Here is an 11,867-nt window from a genome sequence, read left to right on the forward strand (position 1 = left end):
CCGCCTTGGCCTCTCTCGTTATTCTCGTAGATTGAAAACCCGTCCAATCTATTGAAATTTCTTGTGAAATTCCCATTATAGAACAAGATTACAAACCCAAGAATATCAAGCAAAAGGCCAAGGCTAGAGAGCATCTCAGACCAACATCCCCATCGGGTTCTCGATATACCGCTTGAACGCTGAAGCGAGTTCCGCTCCCAGCGCCCCGTCGATAACGCGGTGGTCGAAGGCGAAGGTGGCTGTCATGACGGTGCCGACCTTGAGCTCGCCATTCTTCACCACCGGCTTTTCGATCCCCGCACCGATGGACACGATCGAGGCATGCGGCGGGTTGATGATCGAGGTGAAGTTCGACACGCCGAACATGCCGAGATTCGAAACCGCCGTCGTGCCGCCCTGATACTCGGCCGGCTTCAGCTTCTTGTCGCGGGCGCGCTTGGCGAGGTCCTTCATCTCGTTGGAGATGACCGACAGCGTCTTGGTCTCCGCCTTGCGAATGATCGGCGTGATCAGCCCGTCGGGGATCGCCACGGCGACACCGACGTCGGAGTGCTTGTGCAGCACACGGGCCGTCGAGGTCCAGGAAGCATTCGCCATAGGCACGTCGCGCAGCGCGAGCGCCATCGCCTTGATGATGAAATCATTGACCGAGAGCTTGAAGGCCGGGACCTCGCCCTTCTCCGTCTTCGTCACCGGAGCGGATTTGTTGATCTCGGCGCGCAGCTTCAGGAGCGCGTCGATCTCGCAATCCATCGAGACGAAATAGGACGGAACGGTCTGATGCGATTCGGTGAGACGCGCCGCGATGGTCTTGCGCATGCCGTCATGCGGCAGAAGCTCGTAGGAGCCTTCCTCGAAGAGCTTGAGCACCGCATCGTCCGATGGGCCCTTGGCCATGGCAGCCGCAGCCTGCGGCGCTGCCCCTGCAGGAGCCGCCTTCGCACCGCCGGAAGCAGCCGCCTTCTCCACATCCGCCTTCACGACACGGCCATGCGGGCCGGAGCCTGAAATGGCCGATATATCGAGCCCGGCTTCCTTCGCCAGACGGCGGGCAAGCGGCGAGGAGAACACGCGGTCGCCGGTTGCCTGTGCAGCAGGCGCGGCCTTCGCCTGTTCCGACTTTGCGGGTTCGGGCGCTTTCGCTTCCGTGGCGGGAGCAGGTTTTTCTTCAGCCTTCGGCGCTTCAGCCTTGGCGGGGGCAGCATCGCCGCCCTTCGCCGCGTCCTTCACATCCTCACCTTCTCCGGCAAGGATCGCGATCAGCGCGTTGACCTTCACGCCTTCCGTACCGGCGGGGACGACGATCTTGGCGACCGTACCCTCGTCCACGGCTTCCACTTCCATGGTCGCCTTGTCGGTCTCGATCTCGGCGATCACGTCACCGGGGGCGACCTTGTCGCCCTCCTTGACCAGCCATTTGGCCAGATTTCCCTCTTCCATCGTCGGGGAAAGGGCCGGCATGGTGATATTGATCGGCATGTCCTGATCCTTCCCTTTAAGCGGTATAGGTTACGGCTTTGACCGCCTCGACGACTTCGGCGACGCTCGGCAGCGCCAGCTTTTCGAGGTTCGCCGCATAGGGCATCGGCACATCCTTGCCCGCGACGGTGATGACAGGCGCGTCGAGATAATCGAATGCCTGCTGCATGACGCGCGTCGCAATCTCGGTACCGACCGATGATTGCGGGAAGCCTTCCTCGACCGTGACGCAGCGTCCGGTCTTTTTAACAGATTCGATCACCGTCGGCAGGTCCATCGGGCGGATTGTCCTCAGGTCGATGATCTCAGCATCGATGCCAAGGGTTGCCAGCTCTTCCGCCGCCTTGATGGCATAGGTCATGCCGATGCCGAAGGAGACGATGGTGACATCCTTGCCCTGCTTGTGAATGCGCGCCTTGCCGATGGGGAGGACGAAATCATCCAGAACAGGCACATCGAAATGATGGCCGTAGAGGATTTCGTTTTCGAGGAAGATCACCGGGTTCGGGTCGCGGATCGCGGCCTTGAGCAAGCCCTTGGCGTCGGCGGCGGTGTAAGGCATCACCACCTTCAACCCCGGAATATGGCTGTACCAGGCGGCATAGCACTGCGAATGCTGGGCCGCCACGCGGGCAGCCGCACCGCTAGGCCCGCGGAACACGATGGGTGCGCCCATCTGGCCGCCGGACATATAGAGCGTCTTCGCCGCCGAATTGACGATCTGGTCGATGGCCTGCATGGCGAAGTTGAAGGTCATGAATTCGACGATGGGCCGCAGCCCCGCCATGGCAGCGCCGACGCCGACGCCGGCAAAACCATGCTCGGTGATCGGCGTATCGACCACGCGGCGCGGACCGAACTCTTCCAGCAGCCCCTGCGTGACCTTGTAAGCGCCCTGATATTCGGCGACTTCCTCGCCCATGATGAAGACATCGCCATCGCGGCGCATTTCCTCGGCCATCGCGTCGCGCAACGCTTCGCGGACCGTCATCTTCACCATTTCGGTGCCTTCGGGGATATCCGGGTCGGAAGCGACATCCAGCTTCGGCTGGGCCGGCACTTTGCTTTCGGTGGCAGCCGATGGCTCTTCGCTCGACTGGCGAGCCTTGCCGCCGGCATCACCGGATGTGGCAGCGGGCGTATCCGCGTCCGCCTTCGGCGCAGAGGCGGAACCGATGGCATCGGCGCTCTCGCCTTCACCGAGCAGCACGGCGATCGGCGTATTCACCTTCACATTGTCGGTGCCTTCGGCCACTAGGATCTTGCCGAGCGTGCCTTCATCGACGGCTTCGACTTCCATCGTCGCCTTGTCGGTCTCGATTTCGGCGATCACATCGCCGGAGGTGACCTTGTCACCCTCTTTTTTCAGCCATTTGCTGAGTTTGCCCTCTTCCATCGTCGGGGAAAGGGCGGGCATGAGGATTTCTACGGGCATGTCTTCCCTCCCCTTAGAGCAGGATGTCGGTGTAAAGTTCGGACGCGTCGGGCTCGGGATCGTTTGTCGCGAAATCCGCCGCGTCGGCGACGATATCGCGCACATCCTTGTCGATTGCCTTCAACTCGTCCTCGCTCGCCCAGCCCTTTTCAATAAGCCGGTTGCGCACCTGATCGATGGGGTCATGCTCGGAGCGCATCTTCTGCACTTCATCCTTGGAGCGGTACTTTGCCGGGTCCGACATGGAGTGGCCGCGATAGCGGTAGGTGAGCATTTCCAGAATGATCGGCCCCTTGCCGGCGCGGGCCCATTCGACAGCTTCATCACCAGCAGCTTTTACGGCCCGCACGTCCATGCCATCGACCTGGATGCCGGGGATATCGAAGGAGGCGCCGCGCTTGGAGAAATCCGTCTGCGCAGAGGCGCGCGCCGTCGAGGTTCCCATGCCGTAGCGGTTGTTCTCGATCACGTAGACCACCGGCAGACCCCAGAGCTTGGCCATGTTGAAGCTCTCATAGACCTGGCCCTGGTTGGCCGCGCCGTCACCGAAATAGGTGATCGAGACATTGTCGTTGCCGCGATATTTGTTAGCGAAAGCAAGGCCCGTGCCGAGCGGCACCTGCGCACCGACGATGCCATGGCCGCCATAGAAATATTTTTCCTTGGAGAACATGTGCATCGAGCCGCCCTTCCCCTTGGAAAGGCCGTTGCGCCGTCCGGTCAGCTCCGCCATGACACCGCGCGGGCTCATGCCCGTGGCAAGCATATGGCCATGGTCGCGATAGGCCGTGATGACCTGGTCGCCTTTCTTCAGCGCAAGCTGCATGCCGACAACGACCGCTTCCTGGCCGATATAGAGATGGCAGAAGCCGCCGATGAGGCCCATGCCGTAGAGCTGGCCGGCCTTTTCCTCGAAACGCCGGATCAGCAGCATTTCGCGATAGGCGTCGATTTCCTGGTCCTTGGTGAAATCGGCAGGCTTGGGTGCCTTGGGTGCGTTTGTAGAAGCCGCCTGCGCTTTCGGCGCAGGAGCTTGGTTAGCCCTCGGTGCCATTACTCACTCCCTGTTATGGTTGGCGGGGAGGATAAACGGGTGTCACACAAGATACAATATGCACCCAGCGCATGGCTGCTATGAGATTATAACATCCTAATAATACACGATAAAAAGGTGATTAACCTCGTTTCGGTTAATTAGCTATGCGTTTTCGCTCTCACTCGCGGGCGGCGGATCATCGCCCGCCTCGTCCCGCGCGATCAAATTTCAGTGCGGCAGCATGATCGTCACTTCATCCGGGCGTGACAGATTCAGGGCGCGGCGCGCTTGCTCGTCGAGCATATCCTTCTCGATGGAGCCGTCGCGCACGAGTGCCACTTCCCGCTCCAGATCGGTGCGCTGGCGCGTCAATTCGGCGAGCTGGTCGTTCATGATGCGGATCTGCTCTTCCAGCTTCACCCGGGCATTGATGCCGTATTCGCCGTGATAGGCGTGAAAACCGAAATAATAGAGAAACGCGGCTGTAAGAGCCGGCACGATCAGCCGTCCACGAATCGATTTGCGCTTCTGTTTTGTCCACATGGTCCCGATACCTTCGCGCATGATCCAAAAGGTGCTGACTTTTCGGTCAGGATCATGCGGCTACCAAGGCAGCACACAAACATTGTTTTGCTTAACAGAGGCTTACAATCCGGCTTCCTGACCGAACGCCGCGGTAATCAAATCGCGCATTCCGCCGTGCGTAGGCTGGATTGCGGACGGCAACGAAACGCCAGCTTCATTTATGTTCCAACACCCGATAAGCCTTCCACGCAGAAGACAAATCCATCACTTCGCGCAGGCAGGTCGTCAGACATGAAACCCAGGCATTTCTTTCTCGCCCTCCTCGTCGCGGCGATATGGGGCATAAACTTCACCGTAATCCGGGTCGGGCTTGGCAGTTTTCCGCCATTGCTGCTTGCCGCGCTGCGATTTGCCATCGCGGCCCTCCCCGTCTTTTTCCTGCCGCGACCGAACATAGCCTGGCCGCTCTTCCTCTGGATCGGGATGATGCTGTTCTTCGGCCAGTTCGCCCTGCTTTTCACCGGCATGGCCGTCGGCCTCCCCGCCGGGCTCGCCTCGGTCGTCCTGCAATCGCAAGCCTTCCTGACGATCCTCATCGCCTCGGCGTTCCTGCGCGAAAGGCCGATGCCCCGGCAGCTGGCGGGCACCTTGGTCGCGTTTTCAGGCCTGTTGGCGATTTCGGCGACTGCCAATGGCAGCGATTTTTCGATTGCCGGCCTTGGTCTCTGCCTTGCCGCCGCCCTGTGCTGGGCTGTCGGCAACGTGCTTCTGAGACGCGCCGGAAAGGTCGACATGCTGGCGCTGGTGGTTTGGCTGAGCCTCATCCCGCCGATCCCGCTGCTCCTGTTGTCGCTGCTGCTGGACGGCCCGCAGACGGTCGGCCACGCGTTGCTGACCATCAATTGGAGCGGCGCGGGCGCGGTGCTCTACATCGCCGTGCTTTCAACCATTCTAGGATTTGCCATCTGGGGGCAGTTGCTCAAGCGATACACGGCCGCCACCGTAGCGCCCTTCTCGCTGCTCGTGCCGATCTTCGGCGCAGCCTCGGCGGCATTGTTCCTGGGCGAACATTTCGGCCCCGCCCGCATGACCGGCATGGGGTTGGTGCTGGCTGGCCTCGTTATCGTGGTTTTTCCGGGGAGGATTAGAGTGCCGCGCTTTGCCGGAAGTGCGAATTCGTGAGAATAATCCCAATACAGTATGGCTAATTCTCAAACAGGACCGCGACGGACGTTCATTCGTCTCCCCTTGGAATCATCGCTTGGTAGCGCGCTCGCAGTTCAGCAAAAACCTCTTCAGCGGCATGTGTGCGGCCCGCGTCGGCATCAGCCAAACCACGCATGATCGCAGCATCCAGCGCGGCCAATTTTGCCTCCCGCTCCTGGACCAGCCTTACCCCTTCCCGCAGAACCTCGCTTTTCGAGCCGTACCTGCCCTTATCGACGAGTTCCTGGATGTAGCTTTCAAGCTGCTTGCCTAAGTCGGCGCTGATCATGTGCATTTCTCCATCCAGACACATATACCAGTTTATCAACTATTATCAATAAATCGCCGCGCGCCAATAACGACGCGCGGCGAGAAGCAAAGAACTATCAGACCCGCTTGAACGCCGAGTAGCCCGCATAACGCGCCTGCGGCCCAAGCTCTTCCTCGATACGGATGAGCTGATTGTATTTGGCGAGCCGGTCGGAGCGGGCGAGAGAGCCGGTCTTGATCTGCCCGCAATTGGTGGCGACGGCGAGGTCGGCGATGGTCGAATCCTCGGTTTCGCCCGAGCGGTGCGACATCACCGCGGTGTAGCCGGCCTTGTGGGCGGTCTCGACCGCGTCCAGCGTTTCCGACAGCGAGCCGATCTGATTGACTTTGACCAGGATCGAGTTCGCCACACCCTGCTTGATACCGTCGCGCAGGCGCGCGGAATTGGTCACGAAGAGATCATCGCCAACAAGCTGGCAGCGCTTGCCGATGAGGTCGGTCAGATATTTCCAGCCTTCCCAATCATCCTCGGCCATGCCGTCCTCGATGGTGATAATCGGGTAATCGGTGGCGAGCTTGGCGAGGTATTCGGCCTGCGCCTTGGCGTCGCGCGTCACGTTCTCGCCCTCATAGACGTAGTTGCCGCCCTTGAAGAATTCGGTCGCGGCGCAGTCGAGGCCGATGGCGATCTCCTCGCCCGGCTTGAAGCCGGCCTTCTCGATGGACTCGACGATGAAGTCCAGAGCCGCCTCGGCGCTTTTGAGGTTCGGCGCGAAACCACCTTCGTCACCGACATTGGTGTTGTGGCCGGCGTCCTTCAGGCGCTTCTTCAGCGTATGGAACACTTCGGCGCCATAGCGGACCGCCTCGCGCATGGAGGTGGCGCCCACGGGAAGCACCATGAATTCCTGAAAATCGATGGGGTTATCGGCATGCGCGCCGCCATTGATGATGTTCATCATCGGCACGGGAAGGATATGCGCGTTCACGCCGCCGACATAGCGATAGAGCGGCAGGCTGGTTGCCTGCGCTGCGGCCTTGGCAACAGCGAGCGAAACGCCGAGAATGGCGTTCGCGCCGAGGCGGCTCTTGTTCGGCGTGCCGTCGAGTTCGATCATGGTCTGATCGATATGAAGCTGGTTTTCCGCATCCATGCCGGCCAGCGCATCGAAAATCGCGCCATTGACCGCATCGACCGCCTTCTCGACGCCCTTGCCCAGATAGCGCGAGCCGCCATCGCGCAATTCCACCGCCTCATGCGCGCCCGTCGAAGCGCCCGAGGGCACCGCCGCCCGGCCGAAGGACCCGTCCTCCAGCCTCACATCGACTTCCACGGTCGGATTGCCGCGGCTGTCGAGAATTTCACGACCGACGATGTCGATAATAGCAGTCATGGTGGGTATTCCTTCCATTGCGAATGAAGCGCGAGAGAACTCTCGCGCCTTCAATAGCGAAAGGAGGGTGGAAGGAAAATCCCTTGTTCGTGAAATCAGTGTCACAGATCGGCTGGAAGAAATGCCGCCTCTTCGCGCTCCATCGGACGGGACCCTTCAATTGGGCTGGCGCTGCGAATTCTCGCTCGAAAACGATTCTGTCACTGCACTCAGATAAAGGTCCAGTGTCTGATCCAGCCGGGAAAACATGAGTCTGTCAAAAGCCTCATATCCCTGCCCCGCCTGCCCTTCTTCCAAGGCAGCGATGTAGGCTGGCCGGTCCTCCGGGCGAATGGCAATCGGCGGATATCCGCCGCGTATGAGAATGAGATTCATCAACAGGCGCGCTGTCCTGCCATTGCCGTCATTGAACGGATGGATGGCGACAAGGCGCCGATGGGCTTCGAATGCGGTTTCCGGCTCATCGCCTGCTTGTTCCAGCCAATGAACGAAATCGCGCATCATGACCGGCACTTCGGCAGGCGATGGGAATTGATGCGGTCCGGAACCGGTGTTCACAAAGCGCGCGGTATCGGCATAGCGCCCGGCGATATCAGGTTTGGATTGGGCGACCACGAGCTGGTGCAAGGTCCTGATGTCGGTCTCGCGGATTGCGCCGCCTTTTTGTGAGCCGATCTCGATAACCCAATCCAGAGCCCGGACGTGATCCACCGCTTCAAGATGATCCTTCAGCGGCTTTCCGCTGACCGTGATCCCTTTCTCGATGACCAATGCGGTTTCGCCGGCAGTAAGGGTATTCCCTTCCAGCGCGTTCGATGTGTAGGTGATATCGATACGCTGAACGGATTCGAGATTATCCAGGGCGTCAGGGCGCGCTTTTGCTTTGAGCGTATCGAGCTTTCGCTTCTTCTTGCGAACTATTTCCGCAATAGTCATATCGCCCGAGCCCATTTTAATTTCCGCGATAGATGTCGAAGGAAGCTACCGCGAGGGCTATCGTCTGTAAAGCAACGCCTCTGACTTACCCTTTCGCGATCCGATCAAACGCCATCAGCGTCTCGAGCAGACGCGGCATCTGGTCGAGCGGCACCATGTTCGGACCATCCGAAGGCGCGTTGTCGGGGTCTTCGTGGGTTTCGATGAAGATCCCCGCGACGCCCACGGCGACCGCTGCCCGCGCTAGCGTCTCGACGAATTCGCGCTGGCCGCCCGATGATCCGCCCTGCCCGCCCGGCTGCTGGACCGAATGGGTCGCGTCGAAGATAACAGGCGCGCCGAAGCCTGCCATGATCGGCAGGGAGCGCATGTCGGAGACGAGTGTGTTATAGCCGAAGGAAGCACCGCGCTCCGTCGCCAGCACGTTCGGGTTGCCGCTGTCCGTTACCTTGGCGATGACATTCTTCATGTCCCAGGGCGCGAGGAACTGGCCCTTCTTGATGTTGATTACCCGTCCGGTCTTGGCCGCCGCGATCAAGAGATCGGTCTGGCGGGAGAGGAAGGCGGGAATCTGCAGCACATCGACCACTTCGCCGACAATGGCGCATTGCTCTTCCGTGTGGATATCGGTGAGCATCGGCAGGCCGAATTCTTTCTTGAGATCGGCGAAGACCTCCAGCGCTTTTTCCAAGCCCATACCGCGTTTGGCCGTTAGCGACGTGCGGTTGGCCTTGTCGAAGCTGGATTTGTAGACGAGGCCGATGCCCAGCTTCTGCGTCAATTCCTTCAGCGCACCTGCCATGTCGAAGGCGTGCTGGCGGCTTTCCATCTGGCATGGCCCGGCGATGAGCGACAAGGGACCGGAATTCGAAAACGAGACCGAGCCTGCGGTAACGGTGGAGTTGGGAGAAGTCATATCATGCCTCGAATGCGAATATTGCGCCCTGCCCTTGGGCGCGATGAACGATGATGCGTGGCCCGCGTTTTTCGAATGCGACGCCATTGCCGGAAAGAAGGTCCTCGACCTTTTTCAGGTTGCTCACGGTGAAGACGATGCCTTGCAGACGCAGTCCCCGCTTGCCATGCGGCGCCTTGGCTCCAACGAAAGCCTCAAGCCCCTCCGGGGTCAGAACCGTTATATTGGCGTTGGCAGCGCGAATATCCATACCGAAGGAATGGGCGTTCACCTCCCGCTGGTTGATCACGTCCTGCAGCAGATACTGGAAATCGCTCGGGTTCGGCTCGCTCAGCACGATCTGGCGAATGGCAACAGCGCCATTTTCATGTCTTTGCAGCGCGCTGCGGTCCACGTCAGGTACATTCACCCGCTGGCAGGTGAAGAAGAACATATCGGGCGCGCGCAGATCGGCCGCGAAGGCGAGCCGGAAAGCCGCCTCATCCTCGTCTCCGTCAGGCGTGAGGAAAGGGCGCGAGAAGTCCAGGATACCCCCGGCCGAGACACCGGCGCTGGTGAAGGCGAGGTGATCGGCGCGCGCGTCCTCCGTCCCCATGACGAGGGCGGCAAAGCCTTCTTCACCATTGCGGAAACGGTATGCGCGGTCGCGGGCGACGAAGACATTTCCGTCAATCGCCGCCCGCTCATAGGTTTCACGCTCGCCTATCGTCAGCGATTCGAGAAATGTGCCGTCCGCCAGATAGGTGCATACATTGACGGTGCCGAAGGGGTGCCTCCCCTCCGGCGCCACCGTGAAGCCCAATGTCGCAAGCCGCTCCCGCGCCACATCGAGGCTCGCCGTGGGAAGCACCAGATGGTCGACCGGGCGAGCCTTGCGTGACGGAGCGGGAGCCTGCATCGCGTCAGACGAGCCTGCTCTGCTCCACCGCCGCCGCGATGAAGGAGGCGAACAGCGGATGCGGCTCGAAGGGGCGGGATTTCAGCTCGGGGTGATACTGAACGCCGATGAACCACGGATGGTCAGGATATTCGACTGTCTCCGGCAGAACGCCATCCGGCGACATGCCCGAGAACACCAGCCCGGTTTCCTCCAGCCGCTCTTTGTAGTCGATATTGACCTCGTAGCGGTGGCGGTGGCGTTCGGAAATCTCCGGCGACCCGTAGATATCGGCAATGCGGGTTCCGGATTTCAAACGTGCTTCATACGCGCCGAGCCGCATGGTGCCACCGAGATCGCCCGATTTCGAGCGCTTCTCCAGCATGTTGCCCTTCAACCATTCGGTCATCAGGCCGACGACCGGCTCGTTGGTGGGGCCGAACTCGGTGGAGGATGCCTGTTCGATGCCCGCCAGATTGCGCGCCGCCTCGATGCAGGCCATCTGCATGCCGAAGCAGATGCCGAAATAGGGCACCTTGCGCTCGCGGGCGAATTTCGCCGCCAGGATCTTGCCTTCCGAGCCGCGCTCGCCGAACCCGCCCGGCACAAGGATGCCATGCACTTTTTCGAGGTGCGGGGCCGGGTCCTCCTGTTCGAACACTTCCGATTCGATCCAGTCGAGATTGACCTTCACCCGGTTGGCTATGCCGCCATGATGCAGCGCCTCGATGAGGGACTTATAAGCATCCTTGAGGCCGGTATATTTGCCAACGATGGCGATGGTCACTTCGCCTTCCGGGTTATGGACGCGGTCGGAAACCTCCTTCCAGCGCTCCATGCGCGGCTTCGGCGCCGGATCGATGCCGAAGGCCGCCAGCACTTCCGAGTCGAGCCCTTCCGCATGGTATGCGGTCGGCACGTCATAGATGCTTGCCACATCCAGCGCCTGAATGACCGCCGAAGGCCGCACATTGCAGAACAGCGACAGCTTGCGGCGCTCCGATTCCGGGATGGGCCGGTCCGCGCGCACCAGAAGAATATCCGGCGCAATGCCGATGGAGCGCAGTTCCTTGACCGAATGCTGCGTCGGCTTGGTCTTGAGCTCGCCCGCCGCCGGGATATAGGGCATCAGCGTCAGATGGATATAGACGGCGCTGCCGCGCGGCAACTCGTTGCCGAGCTGACGGATGGCTTCCAGGAAAGGCATCGCCTCGATATCGCCGACCGTGCCGCCGATTTCGCACAGCACGAAATCGAAATCCTCATTGCCTTCAGTGATGAAGTTCTTGATCTCGTCGGTGACGTGCGGAATGACCTGGACGGTCGCGCCCAGATAATCGCCGCGGCGTTCCTTCTCGATGATGTTGCGGTAGATGCGGCCCGTGGTGATGTTGTCCTGCCTGTTGGCAGGACGCCCGGTGAACCGTTCGTAATGCCCAAGATCGAGGTCGGTCTCCGCCCCGTCATCCGTCACGAACACCTCACCATGCTGGTAAGGCGACATCGTGCCCGGATCGACATTGAGATATGGGTCAAGCTTCCTGATGCGCACACGGTAGCCGCGTGCCTGCAGGAGAGCCGCAAGTGCTGCGGCAGCGATGCCTTTTCCAAGGGAAGAAACCACGCCGCCAGTGATGAATACATATCGCGCCATGGGCTTACGTCGTTAGACCCTCCTGATCGATTCCGCCACAAAAAAATCGTCCCCGGCGGCATTTTCCACCGGGTTCGTTTCATGACGCTAATTTACTCGTTGCTTTTAAAGCTGGCTATAACTCTTTGTTTTTCTTGGC

Annotated in this window: 11 protein-coding genes; 1 reads left to right on the forward strand and 10 read right to left on the reverse strand. The window is 60.3% G+C overall.

Annotated features, from left to right (window positions below):
• Positions 1–135 precede the first annotated feature (135 nt).
• The 4 genes from ACOWVG_RS10960 to ACOWVG_RS10975 form a co-directional block, all read right to left on the reverse strand.
• The gene (locus ACOWVG_RS10960; protein ID WP_420962166.1) at positions 136–1,479 is read right to left on the reverse strand and encodes a pyruvate dehydrogenase complex dihydrolipoamide acetyltransferase; all 1,344 of its coding nucleotides are present in this window, start codon (positions 1,477–1,479) and stop codon (positions 136–138) included.
• A gap of 16 nt (positions 1,480–1,495) precedes the next feature.
• Positions 1,496–2,914, reverse strand: a complete 1,419-nt coding sequence (locus tag ACOWVG_RS10965; protein ID WP_420962168.1) for a pyruvate dehydrogenase complex E1 component subunit beta — start codon at positions 2,912–2,914, stop codon at positions 1,496–1,498.
• Positions 2,915–2,927: 13 nt separating this feature from the next.
• Positions 2,928–3,968, reverse strand: coding sequence for a pyruvate dehydrogenase (acetyl-transferring) E1 component subunit alpha (gene pdhA / locus ACOWVG_RS10970; RefSeq protein WP_420962170.1), 1,041 nt, complete (start codon positions 3,966–3,968; stop codon positions 2,928–2,930).
• A gap of 210 nt (positions 3,969–4,178) precedes the next feature.
• Positions 4,179–4,493 (reverse strand): FtsB family cell division protein, encoded by a 315-nt coding sequence (locus tag ACOWVG_RS10975; RefSeq protein ID WP_420962172.1) that lies wholly within the window; start codon positions 4,491–4,493, stop codon positions 4,179–4,181.
• A 273-nt stretch (positions 4,494–4,766) separates the two neighbouring features.
• Here ACOWVG_RS10975 and ACOWVG_RS10980 point away from each other — a divergent pair, with 273 nt between their 5' ends.
• Positions 4,767–5,657, forward strand: a complete 891-nt coding sequence (locus tag ACOWVG_RS10980; RefSeq protein ID WP_420962173.1) for an EamA family transporter — start codon at positions 4,767–4,769, stop codon at positions 5,655–5,657.
• A 52-nt stretch (positions 5,658–5,709) separates the two neighbouring features.
• Here the strand turns inward: ACOWVG_RS10980 and ACOWVG_RS10985 are convergent, their stop codons facing one another.
• The 6 genes from ACOWVG_RS10985 to ACOWVG_RS11010 all read right to left on the reverse strand — a co-directional run bounded on the left by ACOWVG_RS10985 (position 5,710) and on the right by ACOWVG_RS11010 (position 11,728).
• Complete coding sequence (locus ACOWVG_RS10985) at positions 5,710–5,970, reverse strand: type II toxin-antitoxin system ParD family antitoxin (protein ID WP_420962175.1); 261 nt, start codon at positions 5,968–5,970, stop codon at positions 5,710–5,712.
• A 97-nt stretch (positions 5,971–6,067) separates the two neighbouring features.
• On the reverse strand, positions 6,068–7,345 hold the full coding sequence (gene eno / locus ACOWVG_RS10990) for a phosphopyruvate hydratase (protein WP_420962176.1): 1,278 nt from the start codon (positions 7,343–7,345) through the stop codon (positions 6,068–6,070).
• A 156-nt stretch (positions 7,346–7,501) separates the two neighbouring features.
• Positions 7,502–8,296, reverse strand: coding sequence for a Fic family protein (locus ACOWVG_RS10995; protein WP_420962177.1), 795 nt, complete (start codon positions 8,294–8,296; stop codon positions 7,502–7,504).
• A gap of 70 nt (positions 8,297–8,366) precedes the next feature.
• Entirely contained in the window at positions 8,367–9,197 is an 831-nt protein-coding gene (gene kdsA, locus ACOWVG_RS11000; protein ID WP_420962179.1) for a 3-deoxy-8-phosphooctulonate synthase, read from the reverse strand.
• Between the two features lies 1 nt (position 9,198).
• Positions 9,199–10,095, reverse strand: a complete 897-nt coding sequence (locus tag ACOWVG_RS11005; RefSeq protein ID WP_420962180.1) for a VOC family protein — start codon at positions 10,093–10,095, stop codon at positions 9,199–9,201.
• Positions 10,096–10,099: 4 nt separating this feature from the next.
• Positions 10,100–11,728, reverse strand: a complete 1,629-nt coding sequence (locus tag ACOWVG_RS11010) for a CTP synthase (protein ID WP_420962182.1) — start codon at positions 11,726–11,728, stop codon at positions 10,100–10,102.
• Positions 11,729–11,867: the final 139 nt, after the last annotated feature.

This window comes from Brucella sp. IR073 (genome assembly GCF_049065735.1).
Lineage (GTDB): Bacteria > Pseudomonadota > Alphaproteobacteria > Rhizobiales > Rhizobiaceae > Paramesorhizobium.

Excerpts from the sequence above, each read along its gene's own strand:
- ACOWVG_RS10960 (WP_420962166.1), bottom strand. The coding sequence starts at position 1,479 with ATGCCGATCAATATCACCATGCCGGCCCTTTCCCCGACGATGGAAGAG.
- ACOWVG_RS10965 (WP_420962168.1), bottom strand. The coding sequence starts at position 2,914 with ATGCCCGTAGAAATCCTCATGCCCGCCCTTTCCCCGACGATGGAAGAG.
- pdhA (WP_420962170.1), bottom strand. The coding sequence starts at position 3,968 with ATGGCACCGAGGGCTAACCAAGCTCCTGCGCCGAAAGCGCAGGCGGCT.
- ACOWVG_RS10975 (WP_420962172.1), bottom strand. The coding sequence starts at position 4,493 with ATGTGGACAAAACAGAAGCGCAAATCGATTCGTGGACGGCTGATCGTG.
- ACOWVG_RS10980 (WP_420962173.1), top strand. The coding sequence starts at position 4,767 with ATGAAACCCAGGCATTTCTTTCTCGCCCTCCTCGTCGCGGCGATATGG.
- ACOWVG_RS10985 (WP_420962175.1), bottom strand. The coding sequence starts at position 5,970 with ATGATCAGCGCCGACTTAGGCAAGCAGCTTGAAAGCTACATCCAGGAA.
- eno (WP_420962176.1), bottom strand. The coding sequence starts at position 7,345 with ATGACTGCTATTATCGACATCGTCGGTCGTGAAATTCTCGACAGCCGC.
- ACOWVG_RS10995 (WP_420962177.1), bottom strand. The coding sequence starts at position 8,296 with ATGGGCTCGGGCGATATGACTATTGCGGAAATAGTTCGCAAGAAGAAG.
- kdsA (WP_420962179.1), bottom strand. The coding sequence starts at position 9,197 with ATGACTTCTCCCAACTCCACCGTTACCGCAGGCTCGGTCTCGTTTTCG.
- ACOWVG_RS11005 (WP_420962180.1), bottom strand. The coding sequence starts at position 10,095 with ATGCAGGCTCCCGCTCCGTCACGCAAGGCTCGCCCGGTCGACCATCTG.
- ACOWVG_RS11010 (WP_420962182.1), bottom strand. The coding sequence starts at position 11,728 with ATGGCGCGATATGTATTCATCACTGGCGGCGTGGTTTCTTCCCTTGGA.